This is a genomic window from Streptomyces sp. NPDC092369 (assembly GCF_044755245.1).
GTDB lineage: Bacteria > Actinomycetota > Actinomycetes > Streptomycetales > Streptomycetaceae > Streptomyces.
In genome coordinates this window covers 1811240-1831711 of sequence record NZ_JBIVQP010000001.1, presented here as the reverse complement: position 1 = coordinate 1831711, position 20472 = coordinate 1811240, and the positions used below count along the sequence as shown (strand labels likewise).

At 71.7% G+C, this 20472-nt stretch carries 19 protein-coding genes; 10 read left to right on the top strand and 9 right to left on the bottom strand.

What is annotated here, in order from left to right:
- Positions 1–39: 39 nt before the first annotated feature.
- A complete protein-coding gene (locus ACIQI8_RS08000; RefSeq protein ID WP_402346028.1) occupies positions 40–1548 on the top strand; it encodes a M81 family metallopeptidase in 1509 nt (502 codons plus the stop codon).
- On the opposite strand, the gene ACIQI8_RS07995 is transcribed toward ACIQI8_RS08000, so the two are convergent.
- From ACIQI8_RS07995 to ACIQI8_RS07960, 8 genes are all read right to left on the bottom strand, one after another.
- On the bottom strand, positions 1529–2140 hold the full coding sequence (locus ACIQI8_RS07995; RefSeq protein ID WP_402346026.1) for a GTP-binding protein: 612 nt from the start codon (positions 2138–2140) through the stop codon (positions 1529–1531). The genes ACIQI8_RS08000 and ACIQI8_RS07995 overlap by 20 nt on opposite strands.
- Positions 2127–2483 (bottom strand): DUF742 domain-containing protein, encoded by a 357-nt coding sequence (locus ACIQI8_RS07990; protein WP_402346024.1) that lies wholly within the window; start codon positions 2481–2483, stop codon positions 2127–2129. The genes ACIQI8_RS07995 and ACIQI8_RS07990 overlap by 14 nt, the downstream gene beginning before the upstream one ends.
- Before the next feature lies 1 nt (position 2484).
- Positions 2485–2916, bottom strand: coding sequence for a roadblock/LC7 domain-containing protein (locus tag ACIQI8_RS07985; RefSeq protein WP_123996945.1), 432 nt, complete (start codon positions 2914–2916; stop codon positions 2485–2487).
- A gap of 14 nt (positions 2917–2930) precedes the next feature.
- Positions 2931–5321, bottom strand: coding sequence for a nitrate- and nitrite sensing domain-containing protein (locus ACIQI8_RS07980; RefSeq protein WP_402346022.1), 2391 nt, complete (start codon positions 5319–5321; stop codon positions 2931–2933).
- A 131-nt stretch (positions 5322–5452) separates the two neighbouring features.
- Positions 5453–6454: a substrate-binding domain-containing protein gene (locus ACIQI8_RS07975; RefSeq protein ID WP_402346020.1), complete on the bottom strand. Its 1002-nt coding sequence runs from the start codon at positions 6452–6454 to the stop codon at positions 5453–5455.
- 224 nt (positions 6455–6678) lie between these two features.
- Complete coding sequence (locus ACIQI8_RS07970) at positions 6679–7497, bottom strand: SAM-dependent methyltransferase (protein ID WP_402346018.1); 819 nt, start codon at positions 7495–7497, stop codon at positions 6679–6681.
- Between the two features lie 205 nt (positions 7498–7702).
- On the bottom strand, positions 7703–8134 hold the full coding sequence (locus ACIQI8_RS07965; RefSeq protein WP_402346016.1) for a DUF6114 domain-containing protein: 432 nt from the start codon (positions 8132–8134) through the stop codon (positions 7703–7705).
- Positions 8134–8787: a DUF6230 family protein gene (locus ACIQI8_RS07960; protein ID WP_402346014.1), complete on the bottom strand. Its 654-nt coding sequence runs from the start codon at positions 8785–8787 to the stop codon at positions 8134–8136. Before ACIQI8_RS07960 ends, ACIQI8_RS07965 begins: the two co-directional genes overlap by 1 nt.
- A 647-nt stretch (positions 8788–9434) precedes the next feature.
- Here ACIQI8_RS07960 and ACIQI8_RS07955 point away from each other — a divergent pair.
- Entirely contained in the window at positions 9435–10091 is a 657-nt protein-coding gene (locus ACIQI8_RS07955) for a Tat pathway signal sequence domain protein (protein ID WP_402346013.1), read from the top strand.
- A gap of 33 nt (positions 10092–10124) precedes the next feature.
- Here ACIQI8_RS07955 and ACIQI8_RS07950 read toward each other — a convergent pair whose 3' ends face one another.
- Entirely contained in the window at positions 10125–11057 is a 933-nt protein-coding gene (locus ACIQI8_RS07950) for a lytic polysaccharide monooxygenase (RefSeq protein ID WP_402346011.1), read from the bottom strand.
- A 388-nt stretch (positions 11058–11445) separates the two neighbouring features.
- Between ACIQI8_RS07950 and ACIQI8_RS07945 the strand changes: the two genes are divergently transcribed.
- The 8 genes from ACIQI8_RS07945 (at position 11446) to ACIQI8_RS07910 (ending at position 20406) form a co-directional block, all read left to right on the top strand.
- Positions 11446–12093 carry a ScbR family autoregulator-binding transcription factor gene (locus ACIQI8_RS07945; protein ID WP_402346009.1) on the top strand — a complete coding sequence of 216 codons (648 nt, stop codon included), beginning with the start codon at positions 11446–11448 and terminating at the stop codon, positions 12091–12093.
- Between the two features lie 22 nt (positions 12094–12115).
- Positions 12116–13294: a damage-control phosphatase ARMT1 family protein gene (locus ACIQI8_RS07940; RefSeq protein WP_402346007.1), complete on the top strand. Its 1179-nt coding sequence runs from the start codon at positions 12116–12118 to the stop codon at positions 13292–13294.
- A gap of 151 nt (positions 13295–13445) precedes the next feature.
- Positions 13446–14309, top strand: a complete 864-nt coding sequence (locus ACIQI8_RS07935; protein WP_402346005.1) for a TIGR03619 family F420-dependent LLM class oxidoreductase — start codon at positions 13446–13448, stop codon at positions 14307–14309.
- Positions 14310–14466: 157 nt separating this feature from the next.
- A complete protein-coding gene (cyc2, locus tag ACIQI8_RS07930; protein WP_402346004.1) occupies positions 14467–16632 on the top strand; it encodes a germacradienol/geosmin synthase Cyc2 in 2166 nt (721 codons plus the stop codon).
- 156 nt (positions 16633–16788) lie between these two features.
- Positions 16789–17421 (top strand): PDZ domain-containing protein, encoded by a 633-nt coding sequence (locus ACIQI8_RS07925; protein WP_402346002.1) that lies wholly within the window; start codon positions 16789–16791, stop codon positions 17419–17421.
- Between the two features lie 100 nt (positions 17422–17521).
- Entirely contained in the window at positions 17522–18157 is a 636-nt protein-coding gene (locus tag ACIQI8_RS07920; protein WP_402346000.1) for a LysE family translocator, read from the top strand.
- A gap of 117 nt (positions 18158–18274) precedes the next feature.
- On the top strand, positions 18275–19402 hold the full coding sequence (locus ACIQI8_RS07915; RefSeq protein WP_402345998.1) for an aminopeptidase P family protein: 1128 nt from the start codon (positions 18275–18277) through the stop codon (positions 19400–19402).
- Positions 19403–19452: 50 nt separating this feature from the next.
- Positions 19453–20406, top strand: coding sequence for an aminoglycoside phosphotransferase family protein (locus tag ACIQI8_RS07910; protein ID WP_402345997.1), 954 nt, complete (start codon positions 19453–19455; stop codon positions 20404–20406).
- Positions 20407–20472: the final 66 nt, after the last annotated feature.

Here is a 20472-nt window from a genome sequence, read left to right as displayed (position 1 = left end):
ACGACGAACCAGCAGTCAACACGCGACCTGGAGCCCCCTTTGCCTTCTTCTCTTCCTGTCATCGCCATCGCAGGCCTCGGCATCGAATCCTCAACCTTCTCACCAGCCCGCACCGACGCCCCCGCCTTCCACCCACAGCGGGGCCAGGACGTCCTCACCCGTTACCCCTTCCTGAACCCGGGTACCGAACTCCGCACCGCCGCCGAGTGGCGCGTCGCCCTCGTCGGCAAGGCACTCCCCGGCGGCACGGTGACGGCGTCCGCATACGCCGACCTGACGGCCGAACTACTGAACCGACTGCGGGAGTTGGGGCCGATCGACGGCCTCTGGTACGACATCCACGGCGCCATGACGGTCGAGGGCGTGGACGATGCCGAGGCCGAACTCCTCGCCCGGATACGGGAGGTGATCGGCCCGGACGTCATCGTCTCCACCTCCATGGACCTGCACGGCAACGTCTCCCGCGAACTCGTCCACCGCAGCGACCTGATCACCTGCTACCGCATGGCCCCGCACGAGGACGCCATGGACACCAAGGAACGCGCCGCCCGCAATCTCGTCGACCTCCTGACGAGCGGCGCGCCCCGGCCGGTCAAGGCCTGGGTGCCGGTACCGGTGTTGCTGGCCGGCGAGCAGACCTCGACCCGGATCGAGCCCGCGAAGAGCGTGTACGCGGCGGTCGAGGAGGTGGAGGCGGCCGAGGGCGTGACGGACGCGGCGATCTGGGTCGGCTACGCCTGGGCCGACGAGCCGCGCAACCGGGCGGCGGTCGTGGTCACCGGACCGGACGAGGCGGCCGTCGCGGCGGGCGCCGAACGCCTGGCCCGCGGCTTCTGGGAGGCGCGGCGCGACTTCGCGTTCGTCGCCCCGACCGGCACCCTGGACGAGTGCCTCGACGCGGCCCTCGCCTCCGCCGCCCGCCCCTACTTCGTCAGCGACACGGGCGACAACCCGACGGCGGGTGGCGCGGGAGACGTGACGTGGGGCCTCCAACACCTGCTGTCCCGCCCGGAGTTCAAGGACGACACCGGCCCGGTGGCGATCTACGCTTCCCTGCCGGGCCCCGCCGCCGTCGACACGGCCGAGCGGGCCGGCATCGGGGCGACGGTCACCGTCACCGCGGGCGCGGAGGTCGACGACCGCCACGCCGGACCGTTGACCCTCACCGGTGTGGTGCACGCGATCCGGCACGGCGACCGGGACGCCGGGACGGAGGTCGTGCTGAAGGTCGGCAGCGTGCACGTGATCCTGACCCGGCTGCGCAAGCCGTACCACCACGAACACGACTTCACGGACCTGGATCTGAGCCCTCGTCAGGCGGACCTCGTCGTCGTCAAGATCGGCTACCTGGAGCCCGAGCTGTTCGCGATGGCCGCGGACTGGAAGATGGCCCTCACCCCGGGCGGCGTCGACCAGGACCTGACCCGCCTGGGCCACCACCGCATCCGCCGCCCGATGTTCCCCTTCGACCCGGAGATGCCCGAGCCCGACCTCACGGCCCGTCTCGTCGCGCCGTCCGATCAGCCCCTCACGGGCCCTGACGAGTGAGCCGGCCGGTCCCGTCCGACCCCGACGCGGTGGCGATCAACTGGTCGATCAGCGCGATCAACACGTCCCGGCACGACCCGCGTTCCCGCGCGTCGCACAGCAGTACCTGCACATGGTCCGGCAGGGCCAGGGAGTCGCGGATCTCCTCGGCCGGGTAGGGGTGGCTGCCGTGGAAGCCGTTGACGCCGACGACGAAGGGGATGCCCCGGCGTTCGAAGAAGTCGATGGCGGCGAAGCTGGACTCGGGGCGGCGGACGTCGATCAGGACGACCGCGCCGAGGGCGCCGATGGCCAGGTCGTTCCACATGAACCAGAAGCGCTGCTGACCCGGGGTGCCGAACAGGTACAGGACCAGTTCCTGGCTGATGGTGATGCGGCCGAAGTCCAGGGCCACGGTGGTGGCCGTCTTCTCCTCGATGCCGTCGAGATCGTCGATGTGCAGGCCCGCCGAGGTCAGCGGCTCCTCGGTGCGCAGCGGGACGATCTCGCTGACCGCGCCGACCATGGTGGTCTTGCCGACGCCGAATCCCCCGGCGATCAGGATCTTGACCGTGTCGGGTGCCGTCCGGGTGGTGACGTCAGAGCCGGCCAAGGCCGTCCCTCACTTTCTGCAGCAGGTCCAGGTCCGGGGTCCGGGAGACGGGGTGCGGCGGGCGGGCGGTGATCCAGCCCTCCTCCAGCAGGTCGCAGAGCATGATCACGACCACGCTCACCGGCAGGTCGAGCAGGGCCGCGAGCTCCGCGACGGCGATCGGCTCGACGCACCGGCGCAGGATGCGCTGGTGCTCGGGCTGTGACCGGATGGCCCAGGTCGGCGGCGGGTCCACCGTGGTCACGGTCGTGATGAGGGTGAAGTCGGCGCGGCTGGGCGAGGTCCGCCCGCCGGTCAGCGTGAACGGCCGTACCAGCCGGCCCGCCGTGTCGCCTCCGCTCACCTCACGCGCCGGTGTCGGCGGTGGGCCCGATGCCCGCCCGCGGGGCCGCGCTGAGGTGCTCGCCGATCTTCTTCACCAGCATGTTCATCTGGTACGCCACCACACCGACGTCCGCGCCCTGGCTGGTGAGCACGACCAGGTGGGCGCCCGGCCCGGCCGCGGTCAGGATCAGGTAGCTGTGCGCCATCTCGATCAGCGCCTGCCGCACCGGGCCGCCGCGGAAGTCCATGGAGACGCCCTTGCTCAGGCTCATCAGCCCCGACGCGGTCGCCGCGAGGCGTTCGGCGTCGTCGCGCAGGAACCCGGTCGACTTGCTGACCACCAGCCCGTCCTCGGAGAGGACCACGGCGTGGTTCACCTCGGCGACCCGGTCCACAAGACCGGTCAGCAGCTGGTCCAGTTGAGTGTGCGTGGCGGGAATCGGGCGTGTCATGGCGGTGTCCTTCGTCAGCTGTCGGCGGCGGGCGGAGTCGAGGTGACAGGGGTGCCGCCTGCCGGGACATGGGCACCCGGCGGCGGGGACGGTTCCTCCCGGTCGTACCGCTCCTCGGTGTCGTCGTCACGTGCCTGGAGCGTGCCGCGCTGGAAACCGGCGAGCGAGGACGCGGCGCGATCGGCGGTGAACTCGTCGCCGTCTGCGTCCTCTTCGGCGGGCGCGGCCTCCTCGCGCAGCTCGGCGGCCAGACTCGTCTGCGGGACCCGGCGGGGGAGCGGTGTCAGCCCCTCGGCGCGGACGACGGCCGACGGCGCACCGCGCGCCGGAGCGGGACGGGGCTCCCGTACCCCCTCCGAGGGGCTCTCCTCGGCATGGCTGTGGCTCTCCTCCCGGGCGTCGTCCCGCTCCGGGGCCTTCCGCGGGGCGGGCACGGCCGGTGCGTCGGACGTGCCGGGTGCGGCGGTGTCCTCGGGTACGTCCTGTACGACGATGTCGTGCGGGAGCAGCACGATCGCCGTCGTGCCGCCGTACGGCGAGGGGCGCAGGGTGACCTGGATGCCGTGCTGGGTCGCGAGGCGGGCGATGACGAACATGCCCAGGCGCAGGTCGTCGGCGAGCGCCACCACGTCGAACTGCGGCGGCTGCCCCAACTGGGCGTTGAGAGAGGCGTATTCCTCCTCCGACATGCCCAGGCCCCGGTCCTCCACCTCGACGGCCAGGCCCTTGGCGACCAGGGCGGCGCGGACGCCGACCGGGGCCGGCGCGGGCGAGTACACGGTCGCGTTGTCGATCAGCTCGGCCAGCAGGTGGATCACGTCGGCCACCGCCGGCGGCGCGAGGTACACGTCCTCGTCGGTGTGCACCTCCACCCGCTGGTACTCGGCGACCTCACCGACGGCGCTGCGCAGGATGTCGATCAGTGCGACCGGCTCCCGCCAGCTGCGGCGCGGCTGCTCACCGCTGATGATGACCAGGTTCTCCTCGTACCGGCGCAACTGGCTGGCCGTGGAGTCCAGTTCGTACAGGCCCTTGAGGACGTCGGGGTCGTTGTGCCGGCGCTCCAGGGTGTCCAGCTTGGTGAGCTGGAGGTTGACCAGGTTCTGGCTCTGCCGGGCGATGCCCAGGATGACCTTCTGGAACCCGCGCCGGGTGTCGGCGAGTTCGACGGCTGTGTGCACCGCCGTGCGCTGCGCCTTGTTGAACGCCCGTGCCACCTGGCCGAGTTCGTCGTCGCCGTAGTCGAGTGGCGGGGTCGCGAGGTCCGCGTCGACGGTCTCGCCGCGGTCCAGGCGGGCCACCACGTCCGGCAGCCGCTCCTCGGCCAGGCTCAGGGTGGCCTCCCGCAGACCGCGCAGGCGGCGGGAGAGCGAGCGGGTGATCCGCCAGGACATGATCACGCACAGCAGCAGCGCGACCAGGCCGCCCAGGCTCAGTGAGGCGGCGGTGATCAGCAGGCTGTCCGCCTTGTCGGAGCTGCGGTCGAGGAGTCCGGTCGTCTGACGCTGGATCAGCTTCCCGTACTCGTCGCCGACCTCGATCAGCGCGGCCCGCCACTGCTTCGCCTCGTCGGGCAGCGCCACGTTCCCGTCGGCGCCCTTGGGCCGGGCCGCGAGCACGCGGTCCTCGATGCTCTGGAGGGTCCGCCACGAAGGGCTCTGCAGGATCCTCTCGGTCTCCGTCTTCGCGCTGCCGCGCAGCGAGGGGACGATCTGGTCCGAGACCAGCCACCGGCGGGTGTTGACGACCTTGGTGAACACGCTCCATGACGCGGCGTCGAAGTGCCCGGTCGGGAAGGCCAGGGTGAGCTGCGCGTCCTCCTGGGAGACCATCTCCGCCGCGTGCTCCAGCGCGATCAGCGGTCCGGCCTGCGAGGTGAGGTCGCCGTCGTCGACCTGGGAGAGCTCCTGGAAGGCGTGGATCTGGTCGTCGATGATCGAGCTGTACTGGTCGAGGGACTGCGCGGCGGTGATGTCCGCCGGCTTGTCGACCTGACCGCGGTAGTACTCCAGGCTGCCCACCGAACCCAGGACCGAGTAGAGCCGGTCCGAGATGCGTGAGGGCGCGTTCTGGATCGCGTCGGACTGGCGGACCAGCTTGGCGACCGCCCGGTCGGTCTCCGCGCGCTGCTTGTCCAGCGCCTCCCGGGAACCCGCCGGCGCACCGGCCAGCCACACGGCCGACAGACTGCGCTCCCGCTGCAGCGCGAGCGTCGCGTCGGTGCCCATCGCGCCGGTGGAGCGGCTCAGGTCCGTCTGTCCGCGCAGCCGCAACCCCTCGGCGAACATCTGGGTCGTCGTCACGCCCCACACGGCGGCGAGCGTGACGCTCGGCACCAGGGCCAGAAGGATCAGGGAGAGACGTATGGAGCCGAGACGGCGCCGGGCACCTGTCCGTGGAGACATCGTCGTCCTAGGCGATCAGCGGGGCGGGAACGGGAAAGGGGACAAGGGGTGTTCAGGATGCTATCCGCACAAGTGACCGCACGTGGCGCAGGTCACCGAATCGGAGCCGACAACCGGAACGGATGTGTCCGTCAACGGGTGCCCGCGGCCGCGAGCTTCGCCACCGAGGCCACGTTGGTCTTGGTCACGAACGCCGGGCCGGTCAGTACGGGCGACACCCCGCCGCCGCTGACGTTGCCGTTGGTCCTGTAGAGCCACAGCGAATCCACCGCAAGATAGCCCTGCAGATACGGCTGTTGATCCACCGCGAACTGAACGGAGCCGCTCTGCACGGCTTTCACCAGGTCGCTGTTGAGATCGAAGGTCGCGACATGGGCCCTGCTGCCCGCCGACTTCACGGACTTGACCGCGGTGAGCGCGAACTGCGCGCCGTTGGCGATGACTTCGTCGATCGTCGGGTCCTGCCGCAGCCTGGCCGTGATCATGGCCTCGGTCGCGTCGAAGTCGGTGCCCTCGACGTAGAGCATGTCGGTCTGGCCGGCGAAGGTCTTCTTCACACCGGCGCAGCGCGCCTCCAGGGCCACGTTGCCGCGCTCGTGGATGACGCACAGGGCGTGCTTGGCCTTGAGGTCGTCCAGTTTGTCGCCGACCGCCCGGCCCGCCACGCTCTCGTCCTGGCCGAAGTACTCCAGCAGTCCCACCGACTGCCAGGCGTCGATACCGGAGTTGAGGCCGACCACGGGGATGCCTGCCGCCTTCGCCTCGGCCACCGCGCCCGTCATGGCCTGCGGCTTGGCGAGGGTCAGCGCGATGCCGTCGACCTTGTCGCGCACCGCGTCCCGCACCAGTTCGGCCTGGCCCGTCGGGTCGGGGTCGCTGGCGTAGGTCAGTTGGACGCCGTCCTTCGCGGCGGCCGTCTCCGCACCCTTGCGCACCAGGTCCCAGAAGGCGTCGCCCTTGCCGCCGTGCGTCACCAGGGCGACCTTGAGCCCGGCGCCCGCCTTGCCGGCGGAGTCCGTGCCGGAGTCCGACCCGCCGCCGGAGGAGCAGCCAGCCACGAGCAGCCCGACCACGGCCGCCAGGACGGCGGCGCGGGGGAGCCTGTGGGACGCGGGGGGTGGGGGAGTGTTCATGAGGGTGCGGCACCTCGCTGTGCGCAGAGCTGGAGGAACGGCGAGAAGGAGCCTTCCGGACGGCGTCCTTGCGCGTACGCCGACCGGGTGACTCTCGCTCGCCGGAGCCAATCGTGTGTGACCACCGGTAGTCAAGTGAGCAGCCACTTGGAGTGAGTTGTCGACGCCCCATCGTGATGGTGTTCCGGCCGGCGGGACAGTGCGGGTTCCAGGTGGCGGGAACATCACGGCTTACGGGCCACGGCCCCGTACATCGCGATGTCCTCGTCGCGGATCCCGCCGTCGTCCGTGTCGTCCGGGTGCCACTTGTGGACCTGGACGACGCCCGGGTCGACGAGTTCGAGCCCGGCGAAGAACTCGTTCGCCTCGGTGAACGTGCGCAACCGCATCGGCATGCCGCGGGCCGCGTACTCGCGGGCGACCCGGCCGACCTCGGCGGGCGCGAACTCGGCCGTGCCGATGGACATCGCGAGGTAACTGCCGGACGGGAGCGGCTCCATGAGGCGGCGGACGATGCCGACGGCGTCGTCCTCGTCGAGCAGGAAGTGGACGATCGCGACGACGGTGAGGGCGACCGGCTCGGTCAGGTCGAGGGTGTCGCGGAAGGCGGGCGCGTCCAGGACCGCCGCCGGGTCGCGCATGTCCGCCTCGATGTACGCCGTGCGGCCCTCGGGGGTGCCGGCGAGCAGGTCGCGGGAGAGTTCGAGGACGAGCGGGTCGTTGTCGACGTGGACGACCCGGGACGACGGGGCCGCCGCCTGGGCGATCTCGTGGATGTTCGGCGAGGTGGGCAGGCCGGTGCCGATGTCCAGGAACTGGCGGACACCTGCCTCCGCGGTCAGCCGGTGCACGGCGCGGTTCAGCCAGTCGCGGTTGGCGCGCATGTGGATCGGCAGGGCGGGCCACTCGCGGCACATGGCGTCGGCCGCCTCCCGGTCCGGCGGGTAGTGGTCCTTGCCGCCGAGGACGCAGTCGTAGATCCGCGCGGCGTGCGCGGTCCCGGTGTCGATGCGGCCGGGCGGTGGGGCACTGTCGTCGGACACGGCGTTCGCTCCTCTCGTCGGGGGCCGGCTCTCTCGGGTACTTCGTCAACTCCCGCACATCGCAAACCACTTGAGCCTCACCGGACCCGGACCGGAGCGGCTCGACGGGCATGCCTGAGGGACCCTCGGCGAAGAGGGCCCGTGGGAGCGCGCGACCGGCGGGCCCACGGACGTGGACCCGCAGTCGGGGGAGCGGCCTAGGGGGTTACAGCTGGACCGCCGCCTTCGCCGCCCGTGCCTCTTTCCTGCGGCGCCGGCGGCTGACGCGGGGTTCCTGGTCCGGGAGCCAGCCGAAGATCATGCTGGCGCCGACCACCCCGAGGAGCAGGCCGATGAAGAAGCCGCCCAGGTTCGAGGTGACCCAGCTGCCCAGGGCGGCCAGGATGCCGACGATCGAGTAGAACAGGCGCTGGGCGGGGCTGAAGAGCGTCAGCAGCCCGCACAGCATCATCAGCGCGGGCAGCAGGTAGCCGGTCAGGCCCTGCATGCCGATGTGCATGGCGACCTTCAGCGAGATCTTCTCGGTGGCCAGGATCTCGGCGCCGCCCAGGGTGAGCAGCAGCCCGCCCCAGTACGGCCGGGCGGCCCGCCAACCTTGGAAGGCGGACCGCACGTCCTGTATCGAACGGCCCTTCATCAGCAACCCGTGTCGCTGAAGCTGAGCTTCAGGCCCGGCAGCTTGAACACCCCGGCCGTGGTGGCGTAGTTGGTCTGCCGCAGGTTGGCGATGTGCACGGTGTCGGCCTGCTGGCTGAAGACGCCCTTCTTGCCCTGCACCCCGGCCTTGTTCAGCGTGCTGGCGTCGTTGCCGATCTCGATGTTGTTGAAGGCCGCGTCGCCCGACAGCTCGGTCGAGTCGGTGGTGAGATCGCTCGCGGTGACCTTGGTCGCACCGGAACCCGCCTTGATGAGCAGGTTGATGCCGCCGAGGTCGACGCTCTGGCAGAGGCTGTCGAGCGTCGCGTTCTTGATCGCGGACGTGACGATCAGCACCTGACCGCCGGTGTCACCCGCGTTGGGGCTGTTCTCGATCATGTTGTCGAGGTCGCCGAACTGCTCGAAGCCGGTGCCGTCCAGTGACTTGGCGGTGACCGTGAAGGGCATGCCGGAGATCGAGAACTGCACGCCGAGGGCACCCTCGGCGGTGAGGATCGCGAGGCCGGCGGTGACCGCGACGGCGGGAACCGCCAGCACGGCGGCGCGGCGCAACCGGACCCGGCCGCGTCTGGCGGGTTCGGTCGGGGAACCGCTTTCTGGGTTCTCCGGGGTGTTGTCGGCGGACGTGGCCATTTCTGCTCCCATGTGCATAGTCAGTGCGGGTTGGGCATCACGGCACGTTGTCCTGGCGCGGACAGCGGCTGCGGCGCACGCTCCTCACTGCTCCCGGTGGGCGCAAGGGCTTACTCGTACTCCGCAGTAGCCGCCGAGGAAGTTACCGGTGGTTACATCCCGTGGCAAGGGAGTTGTGCAAAAAGAGTGTTGGTTATGTGTCATCTGTGCGTCACGTCATGATGCGCCCCCTCGCCGCTTCTTGAACGAACGTCAACTCCCGTACGGACTATTGACGTTGACGGACCGCCAGGTCTAGAACTGCCCCTGGCTTCCCCCGGATCCGTGGCGCCGGATCCCGCCGCGCGGCACTGCCCGCGTCTCCCGGAACCCTCCTGTCCAGCACGGGCACATCCCCCCTGAGTCCGTGTCGGACGCTCTTCCCGCCCGGCCCCGCCGACGGCCCTCCCCACGGGTCTTCGGCGGGAGGCCGGCCGGTCGTCGTCGCCGGTCCGTCGCGTACGGAGAAGGCGTTACGGACCGGCGACGACGGACGCCCGTCGGCGTCCGCCCACCCCCGATCCCCAGGAAGCTCCCTCGAGCTCCGAGGAAGCTCCCTCGGTCCCCCCAACCCCTTGAGCCCCACTCCTGGAAAGAGGCACGCCCGCATGCGCACTCGCACCCTCATCACCCTCGTCGGAGCCGTCGCCGCCCTCTCGATCCCGGCGGCCGTCGTGCCCGCCTCGGCGGCCGACACCCCCGTCCTGACCACCGGCTCCCTCGGCGGCACCCCCGTCGCCGTCGGCGACGTGCTGACCGCGCCGCTGGCCAGCGGCACCACCGCCACGCTCTACTCGAGCGCGACCGGCACCAGCGGCATCAAGTGCACGTCGTCCCAGCTCACCGCCACCGTCACCGACAACCCGACGGCGCCCGGCACGGCCACCGAGTCGGCCACCGCGCAGACCTTCGCCACCAGCAGCTGCACCAGCAACGTCCTGGGCGTGCTCGGCGTCAGCAGCATCACGGTCGACAACCTGCCCTACAACACCACCGTGGCCTCGGACGGCACCCTGACCGTGACCCCGGCCGCCGGCTCCACCATCCAGACCACGGTCAAGCTGACCACCCTGCTGGGCAGCATCACCTGCGTCTACCAGGCCCCGAGCCTGACCGGCACGACGAGCAACGCCGACGCCAGCATCGCCTTCGCCAACCAGGCGTTCACCAAGACGTCGGGCTCGTCGCTCTGCTTCAGCGCCGGCTACTTCACCGCCAAGTACGCCCCGGTCACCTCCAACGGCGCGACCGTCTACGTCAACTGACGGTCCGTCAATGAGCTTGCGCCGGCGCTGGCTTCAGCGTCGGCGCAGGCGCAGTGCCAGGGCGGCGCCGCCGGTGAGCACCAGCACGGCGGCGGCGCCGCCTGCCACCATGGGCGCGGACGGGCTGGAGTCGGCGGTGGGCGTGGAGGCGAGCGGAGTGCTGTCGGGCGTCGACGCGGCCGGTGCATCCGCGGTCGTGGGCGTGGGACTCGCCTGCGAGGGACGCGGACTGGCCGTCGGCGAAGGGGACTTGCTCGCGGGCTTCCTCGTGCTCTGCCCGCTTCCTCCGGTCGACGACGTGGCCTTCGTGCCCGTACCGCCGGACTTGGCCGCCGGGAACACCACGTCGGAGCAGGAATAGTAGGTGTCCGACGTGCTGGTGTTCTGCCAGATCGTATACAGGACGTGGTGTCCGGTCCGGTCCGCCGGCAGCTTCGCGGTGATGCGGTAGGCGCCGTTGGTCAGGGCCGGGTCGGTGACCGCGGCGAACGGCTGGTCCGGAATCTCGGACCAGGTCAGCGGCTTGCCCGGGTCGTAACCGGGCTTGGTCAGATACAGCTTGAAGGTGCCGGTGTGCGGGATGGTCGAGGCGTACTTCATCGTCATCGTCGCGCCGGGCTTCAACTGGGTCGAGGGCCAGTCGGAGCGGGTCAGGTCGAGGCCCTTGTAGGCGGGCAGGCCGCCGCTGCACAGCTTGCCGTCCGGAATCGTCTGCCGGTCCCGGCCGTTGACGTCCGCCACGCGCAGGTTGTCCCACAGCGTGAAGGGCGCGCCGTTCGCGGCGATCGCCGCCCGGCAGGCCGAGGTGCCCGCCGAACCGCCGTCGGGGGAGCAGGCGTACACCCGGCTGACCGGATCCGTCGGGGCGCCGTGCGCCTGCGCGGGGCCCGCCGCCCACAGGGGCAGCAGGAACGGGGTCACGAGGGCCGCCGCCAGGGCGGTGCGGTGTGCGGTCATCCGGGGCATCCGGAACGTCTCCTCGGCCGGCATGGGAACGGGGTGCTCCCGTGGAGTACGGGAAAAGGGGGCGGCGCGTTCATCGTGTGACACCGGGCGCGAAGAGGGGCGATACCGGTCAACAGGACCGGACCGGCGCCCAGTCGGCGCCGCATTGAAAACCAACCGGTCGCCTCGTACTCTTGGCGGTCAACGGCATGGGAACCCATCCGTCCGGTTTGTCGGCAACGAGTACCGAGGTGACACGTGTCGTCGAACCCCGACGGACGAGCCGCCCGTCCGGGTCGACGATCTTGAGGTGCGCAGGTCGGGGCCGTCGTACGGTGAGCTATCGTGTACGGGGAGTGAAGAACAAACGGCATGACCCGTTCTTTCCAGTCCCAGGAGTGTTCAGTCGATGCCGAGGCAGTTACGCGCCGAGCAGACCCGAGCGACGATCATCGCAGCCGCCGCCGACCTGTTCGACCGGCACGGCTATGAATCGACCAGCCTCAGCGACATCGTCGAACACGCCCAAGTCACCAAAGGCGCCCTCTACTTCCACTTCGCCGCGAAGGAAGATCTCGCGCACGCCATCATGGAGCTCCAGTCCAGGGTCTCGCGCGAGGTGGCGAGCGAGCTGGAGGGCCGGGGCTACTCGTCGCTGGAATCCCTGATCCGCTTCACGTTCGGCGTCGCGCGCCTGTCCGTGGAGGACCCCGTCCCGCGCGCCGGACTCCGGCTCGCCACCGGGGTCGTCGCCATGCCGCCACCCCTCACGCACCCCTTCACCGAGTGGCGCGACCTGGCCGCCCGCAAGCTGCACAGCGCGGTCAAGGAGTCCGACGTCCACCCGGACATCGACGTCGAGGCCGTCGCCCACGCCCTCGTCAGCTGGTTCGTCGGCACCCGCGTGGTCGGCCGCTCCCTCGAACCCGTCGCCCGCCAGCCCCGCCGGGTCGCCGAGATGTGGCACGTGATGATCCGCGGCCTGGTCCCGGTCACCCGCCGCGCCCGCTATCTGAGCCTCGCCTCGCGCCTGGAGCGGGAGATCCGCCCCGCCTGACCCGCGCGATACGGTGAGGCGCATGCCCCCCACCCCGTCCGCGCCCGTGCTCCTGGCCGACGAACCCGGATCGTTCCCGCACAGCGTGCTCGCCGAGCGCCACCCCGCGATCATCCGGCAGGTGCGAGAGGCCTTCCCGTACGGCCCCGCCCAGCACCGCGCGCTCGACGCGCTCCTGGAGAACTGCACCAAGGGCGTCATCGAACCCCTCCCCGCCGACGCGACCGACCGGGAACGCTGGACGGCCTGGGGTCTGCCCGAGTACCTCGGCCGGTCCTGGTTCGACGTGCCGTGGCTGTGGTCGGAGAGCTGGTTCTACCGCCGACTCCTCGACGCCGTCGGCTACTTCACCCCGGGACCCTGGCAGGGCATCGACCCGTTCCGCCCCTTCAAGCTGGCCGAACTGGACGGCCCGGAGACGGACGAGGAGCTCGCCGCCCTCGACGACCTCGCGGACAAGCCGGCCGACGAGCGCGGACGCGCCCTGCTGCACGGCTCCCTCTGGGGCAACCGCGCCGACCTCGGCTTCCGCCTCTCCGACGCGAGCGCGGCCGACGCGGAGGTCGCCCCCGCACTGGTCGCCGACGACAGCGACGCCTTCTGGTCGCTGCTCCCGCCCGCAGGCACCGGCACGCTGCACCTGATCGCCGACAACGCGGGCCGCGAACTCATCCCCGACCTCCTGCTCATCGCCCACCTCCTTGAGGAGGGGCGCGTACGGGGAGCCGTCCTGCACCTCAAGCCGTATCCGTACTACGTCTCGGACGCCACGACCACCGACTTCGTCGACGCCCTGCGCAAGTTGACCGGCGCGAGCGGCGCCGCCGCCGGCCACGGCCGCACCCTGTGGTCCGCGACGGCCGACGGCACCCTCACCGTCCGCGCCCACCCCTTCGCCGCCGCGCCCCTGCCCTTCTCGTCGATGCCCGACGACCTGCGCGCCGAACTCGCCGGCGCCGAGCTGACCGTGGTCAAGGGCGACCTCAACTACCGCCGCCTGGTGGGCGATCGCCGCTGGCCGCCGACCACCCCCTTCCCGGACGTGACCGCGTACTTCCCCGGCCCGGTGGCCGCCCTGCGCACCCTCAAGTCCGATGTCATCACCGGCCTGACCGCCGAGACGGAGGCCGCGCTGGTGGCGGCCGAGGGACAGCGCTGGCGGACCGGCGGCACCCACGCGCTGCTCCAGGTGCGCGTCTGACGTCATGTCAGCAGGCCCTGGGGGAACGCGTATGCGACCGAGATGACGTGGTGCGCGCGCTCAGGTCGCAGAATCCGCACGGGCGCGGACGCGGGCTCTAGCGTGGTCGGTTCAGGAACCGGCACCGCACACCGAGGGAGTACCGAACGACATGCTGCGTATCGGAGTGGCACCGCACCGCCTGTGGCCCGCGCGGGAGGAGGAGGTCGACGGGGTCCTGGCGACCGCCCGCACGGCCGAGGAACTGGGCTTCGACCACGTCTTCGCGAGCGGCCACGCTGTGGCGGGCGACTCCGGCGTGACCCCGGACCCGCTGGTGACGCTGGCCGCCGTGGCCGGGGCCACCGAGCGCATCGGCCTGGTCACCAGCATCCTCGTCCTGCCGCTCTACAACACGATCGTCCTCGCCCACCAGGCCGCCACCCTCGACCGGCTCTCCGGCGGCCGGTTCACCCTGGGCGTCGGCACCGGCTGGGACGCGTCCGAGTTCGCGGCCGTCGGCGTCCCGTTCGCCGGGCGGGGCCGCCGGATGGACGAACAGCTGGGCACCGTGAGGAAGTTGTGGCGCGGTGAGGGCGAGGCGCGGCTCGGGGTGCTGCCGCGCACCGAGGGCGGTCCGCAGGTGTGGGTCGGCGGGGGAAGCGACGCGGCGCTGCGCAGGGCGCTGCGGTACGGCGACGCCTGGCACGGGGCCGGACTCGACGCCGCCGGACTCACCGCCGTACGGGAGCGCCTCGACGGGCTCGCCGAGGGGACAGGGCGCGACCCGGGGACGCTCGCGCTGACCACGGGTGCCTTCCTGGTGCCGCCTGGTTTCGCGCCGTCCGTCCCGGTGCCCGGCCGGCCGCTGGGCGGCGCGGACCCGAGCGCCGAGAGCGTGCGCGACGAACTCGGGGCGCTGGCCGAGGCCGGGCTCGCCGCGTGCTCGCTGTGGCTGCTGGTGTCCACTGACGAGCTGCCGGACGCGCTCGGCTGGGTCGCCGACGAGATCCTTCCGCACTTCGCCAAGGACTGAGGTGGTCGACGCGCGCGTGTGCGGTGGCGGCACGCGCGCGTGAAGGTGAACGCCACAAGAGGGCGTCCTGGCACTCGACTTCGCCCTGATTCACGCGATGGTGTGATCATGTGCCGCCGCGCGGATGCCCCCGGAGGGGCGCGGGTAGGGCCCGGCCATGACGCAGCAGCCCTTTGAACTCCCGCACTTCTACATGCCGTATCCCGCGCGGCTCAACCCGCATGTCGACGAGGCGCGCGCCCACTCGACCGCGTGGGCGCGCGAGATGGGCATGCTGGAGGGGTCCGGGGTCTGGGAGCAGTCCGACCTCGACGCGCACGACTACGGCCTGCTGTGCGCCTACACCCATCCCGAGTGCGACGGCCCCGCCCTTTCGCTGATCACCGACTGGTACGTGTGGGTCTTCTTCTTCGACGACCACTTCCTGGAGATCTTCAAGCGCACCCAGGACCGCGCCGGCGGCAAGGCCTATCTGGACCGGCTCCCGCTGTTCATGCCGATGGACCTGTCCACGCCGATGCCCGAGCCGCAGAACCCGGTCGAGGCCGGCCTCGCCGACCTGTGGACGCGTACGGTGCCGGCCATGTCGCAGGAGTGGCGGCGCCGCTTCTCGATCGCCACCGAGCACCTCCTCAACGAGTCCCTGTGGGAGCTGTCCAACATCAACGAGGGCCGGATCTCCAACCCGGTCGAGTACATCGAGATGCGCCGCAAGGTGGGCGGGGCGCCCTGGTCGGCGGGGCTGGTGGAGTACGCCACCGCCGAGGTGCCCGCCTCCGTCGCGGGGGCCAGGCCCCTGCGGGTGCTGATGGAGACGTTCTCCGACGCCGTGCACCTGCGCAACGACCTGTTCTCCTACCAGCGCGAGGTCGAGGACGAGGGCGAGTTGAGCAACGGCGTGCTCGTCCTGGAGACGTTCTTCGGCTGCACCACCCAGGAGGCCGCCGAGATCGTCAACGACGTACTGACCTCACGCCTGCACCAGTTCGAGCACACCGCGCTCACCGAGGTGCCCGCCGTCGCCCTGGAGAAAGGTCTCACCCCGGTCGAGGTGGCCGCGGTCGCCAAGTACACGCAGGGCCTTCAGGACTGGCAGTCCGGCGGCCACGAATGGCACATGCGCTCCAGCCGCTACATGAACGCACGCGCGCGTGCCACCACCCCCTGGCAGGCCCCGACCGGCCCCGGCACCTCGGCCGTCGACGTCGGCGCGCTGCTCGCGGCGGCCGGCGCGGAGCGGCTGCGCGCGTACACGCACGTGCCGTACCAGAAGGTCGGCCCGTCCCTGCTGCCCGACTTCCACATGCCCTTCGAGGTCGAGCTGAATCCGCACCTGGACGCCGCCCGGCCCCGGCTCGCCGCGTGGACGCACGCCATGGGCATGCTGGAGGAAGGCGTGTGGGACGAGGACCGGCTCGCCGCCGCCGATCTGCCGCTGTGCGCGGCGGGCCTCGACCCGGACGCCACGGCCGACTCCCTCGACCTGAGCTCGGCGTGGCTCGCCTGGGGGACCTACGGCGACGACTACTACCCGCTCGTCTTCGGCCACCGCCGCGACCTGGCTGCCGCCCGGCTGACCACGCTGCGCCTGTCGGACTGCATGCCCGTCGACGGGGAGCCGGTCCCGGTCCCGCTCAACGGCATGGAGCGCGGCCTGATCGACCTGTGGGCGCGCACGACGGCACAGATGTCCCCCGCGCAGCGACGCACCCTCAAGGACGCGGTCGACAAGATGACCGAGAGTTGGGTGTGGGAGCTGTCCAACCAGATCCAGAACCGCATCCCCGACCCGGTCGACTACCTGGAGATGCGCCGCTCCACCTTCGGCTCCGACCTCACCGCGGGCCTGTGCCGCATGGGCCACGGCCCCGCCGTCCCGCCCGAGGTCTACCTCAGCGGCCCCGTCCGCTCCCTGGAGAACGCGGCCTTCGACTACGCGTGCCTGGTCAACGACGTCTTCTCCTACCAGAAGGAGATCGAGTACGAGGGCGAGATCCACAACGCGATCCTCGTCGTGCAGAACTTCTTCGGCATCGACTACCCGACCGCCCTGTCCGTCGTCCACGACCTCATGACCCAGCGCATGGAACAGTTCCAGCACGTCGCCGAGCACGAACTGCCGGTCATGTACGACGACTTCGACCTCTCCGAGGAGGCACGCGAGGTCATGCGGGGCTATGTGGCGGACCTGCGGAACTGGCTGGCCGGCATCCTCAACTGGCACCAGAAGGTGGACCGTTACAAGGCGGAGTACCTGGCCCGCCGCACCCACACCTTCCTGCCGGACCAGGTGCCGGCGCCGGTGTCGTTGCCGGTCGGCTGAGAACACCGGCCCGATCCATCCCTGTTCGCGCCCGCACCCGGACACCGGGTGCGGGCGCGAACCGTATTTTCCGGGTCAGTCTCACTCTTTCGTGGCATGTCGGCCGCCGGTGCCCCGGGTAGATCCCTCCCGGAGGCCGAACCACGGAGGCGATCCATGGCACAGACCGCGTTGCGTCCCAAGCCCATGCCAGGCCAGGAGCCCGGCGGCGGCGCCCCGACCGACCCCGCCCGGCGCCCGCACGCCGCGCGCCGGCGCGGGCGCCGGCTCAGGGCCCTGCTGTTCGCCCTGTTCGTCGGCACGATCCTGGTGCTGTCCGGGGTCGGCCTCGGCACCGTCGGCGCCACCGTCATCGGCATGAGCAAACTCGCCGACATGCAGCGCGAGGCGGCCCAGCATGCGCCGAAGCCCCAGGCGGGCGCGGTCTCCGCACCCCCGGCATCGGGGACGGCACCGGGCTCGTCGGTGACCTCCGACTCCGCGCACGCCTCGGACCCGCCCTCGGCCCCGTCGCGGACCACTCCCGCCGCCACGCTCGGCGTCGAGGCCGTGGACGCCGAGAAGACCGGCGCCCTGGTCGTCGGCGTCCATGTGCCCGGCCCCGGCTACTCGGCGGGCCTGATCCGCGGCGACGTACTCCTCAACGTCGACAAGACCCGTATCGACTCGGCCGCCGACCTCGCCCGAGCCGTCGCCGACGCCCGCCCCGGCCATGAGGTGACCCTGACGGTCCGTCATCAGAGCGGCAACTACCAGCAGTTGACGACCGTACCGGGCATCGTCACCTGACCACCCGGCGGCGGAGGCGAGCCGCCGCGCACGGGCGGCCATGTGCGGGGACCGGGAAATTCGGTGGTCCGGCCCCCGGACGCGGGCCACGATGAGCGCCATGCTGAGCACCCTCCTCGCCTTCCTCGGCGCCTGCACCCTGATCGCGGCCTCACCGGGCCCCAGCACCGTGCTGATCATCAAGCAGTCCCTGCGCAGCCGACGCTCCGGTTTCCTCACCGTGCTCGGCAACGAGACCGGCGTCTTCGTCTGGGGTGTCGCCGCCGCGTTCGGCCTGAGCGCCCTGCTCGCGGCCTCCCGGATGGCCTACGACGTGATGCGGATCGTCGGCGCGGTGGTCCTGGTCGGCTTCGGCGTCCAGGCGCTGCGCCAGGCGCGCCGGGCGAAGGGGACGGCACAGGAGGCGACGGAGGGCGAGTCGTGGGAGGGGGTAGGGGAGAGCGGTTGGGCCGCCTACCGTCGTGGGCTGCTGCTCAACCTCGCCAACCCCAAGGCGGCCGTCTTCGCCCTCTCCTTCCTGCCGCAGTTCGTGCCCCAGGGCGCCCCCCACCTGCTCACGACGGTGGGTCTGGCCGCGCTCTGGGCGGTCTACGAGGTCGGCTACTACGGCCTGTACGTGTGGTTCGTGGGCCGGCTGCGGACCCTGCTGTCCCGCGCGGGAGTGCGCCGGCGTCTGGAGCAGGTCTCCGGCGGTGTGCTGCTGCTCCTGGGCGTCCGCCTCGCCCTGGAGGGCTGACGGCATGCCCGTCGGGCGGGTGCGAGACCCGCGAACCGGCTCGCGCGACCCCCTGTGTCCGGGCAGGATGCTCCCCGTAGGCCCCAGTGGTTCCCGCACCCGTCCAGGGAGGCCCGGATGACCGGCAGCACGCCCGCGCCCTTCACCGCCGACGACTACCGGGCCCGCATGGAGCGCGCCGCCCGGACCGCGGCCGAGGCCGGTCTCGCCGGGCTCCTGGTGGCCCCCGGGCCCGACATGGTGTGGCTCACCGGCTACGCGCCCACGGCGATCACGGAACGTCTCACCCTGCTGGTCCTCGCCCCCGGCCGGGCTCCCGTCCTGGTCGTCCCCACCCTGGAGGCCCCGGACGCGGCCAAGGCCCCGGGTGCGCCCGCGCTGAACCTGCGCGACTGGACCGACGGCAAGGACCCCTACGCCGCCACCGCCGCCCTGCTCGACTCCACCGGCCGCTTCGGCGTCAGCGACAACGCCTGGGCGATGCACCTGCTCGGCCTCCAGCGGACCCTGCCCGGCACCACGTACGCGGCCCTCACCGATGCCCTGCCGATGCTCCGGGCCGTCAAGGACGCGGCGGAACTGGAACTGATGGCAGCCGCGGGCGCGGCTGCCGACGCAACGTTCGAGGAGATCCGGAAGGTTCCCTTCGGCGGCCGCAAGGAGTCCGAGGTCGGCGCCGACCTCGCCGACCTGCTGCTCGGCTTCGGCCACTCCCAGGTCGACTTCACCATCGTCGCCTCGGGTCCCAACGGCGCCGACCCGCACCATGAGGTCGGCGAGCGCGTCATCGAGCGGGGCGACATGGTCGTCCTCGACTTCGGCGGCCTCAAGGACGGCTACGGCTCCGACACCTCCCGCACGGTCCACGTCGGCGAACCCACCGACGAGGAGCGCCGGGTGCACGACCTGGTGCGCGCGGCCCAGGAGGCGGGCTTCCGGGCGGTGCGTCCCGGCGTCGCCTGCCAGGAGGTCGACCGGGCCGCCCGCGCGGTCATCGCGGACGCCGGGTACGGCGAGTACTTCATCCACCGCACCGGGCACGGCATCGGCGTCACCACGCACGAGCCGCCGTACATGATCGAGGGCGAACAGCAGCCCCTCGTACCCGGGATGTGCTTCTCCGTGGAGCCCGGCGTCTATCTGCCGGGCCGGTTCGGCGTGCGCATCGAGGACATCGTCACGGTCACCGAGGACGGCGGCCGGCGGCTCAACAACACCGATCGCGAACTGGTCGTGGTGGACTGACCGGCCGCGTGGACAGCCCCCGCACACCCCCGAGCGACAACGGCGCGAGCATGACCCACACTTCGACACCCCCGCCCACCGCGGACACCGTCCGCCGACTGGTCCGTTCCCTGCTCAAGGACGGCACGGACAGCGGCACGGGCCCCGCCGTGCGGCCCGTCGCCGAGGGCGGCGGGCACTTCACCTGGTGGGTCGGCACCCGCCATGTGCTGCGTCTGGCCCCCGACCGCGAGGCCACCGTCCGCCAGCGCCGCGAACTGCGCCTGCGCGACCTCGTGCGCCCGCACCTGCCCGTCGCGGTGCCGACCAGCGTGGCGCACGGGGAGTGGTCGCCCGGGCTGACGTACACGCTCGACACCCTGGTGCCCGGCGGCACGGCGGGCGAGCACGACGTGTCCGCCGTCGGCGAGGCCGATCTCGCCGGACTGCTGACGGGGCTGCGCGAGGTGCCCGCGCGGCAGGCCGAGGTGTTCGGGGTGCCGCGCGTCGCGCCGCGCTCCCTGGAGGCGCTGCGCCGGATGGCGGTGCAGGACGCCGAACGCCTGGGCGCCGCCGACGAGTTCGACCCGGCACGGCTGCACCAACTGCCCCCGCAGGCCGCCGTCCAGCTGGCTGCGGCCCAGAGCGGCGGCGCCGTCCTCGTCCACCACGCCCTCCGGGGCGAGCACCTCGTGGTCAGCGCCGACGGCCGGGTGCGCGGTGTCCTGGACTGGACCGACGCGGCCCTCGGCGACCCCGCCGAGGACATCGCCGGACTCGCCGTCGCCGTCGGCTCACCCGCCGCCGTCCGCGCCGCGACCCTCGCCGGCTACGGCGCCCGCCCCTGTCTGCGCGGCCTGTGGCTGGCCCGCTGCGACACCGTGATCCGCCTCGCCGCGGCCGTGAAGGGCAAGGACACCGCCTCCTTGCCTCTGCTCGCGCTGCAACTCCGGCACGCCTGGGAGGCGATCCTGCTGGAACGCGTCACGGAACTGCGGGAGGACGGCTCGGACGGGGAGTTCTGACCCGAGGGGCGGGCTCGGACGAGGATTCCGAGGGGCCCGGCGCCCCCCGGCCCTGTCTCCGGCGCA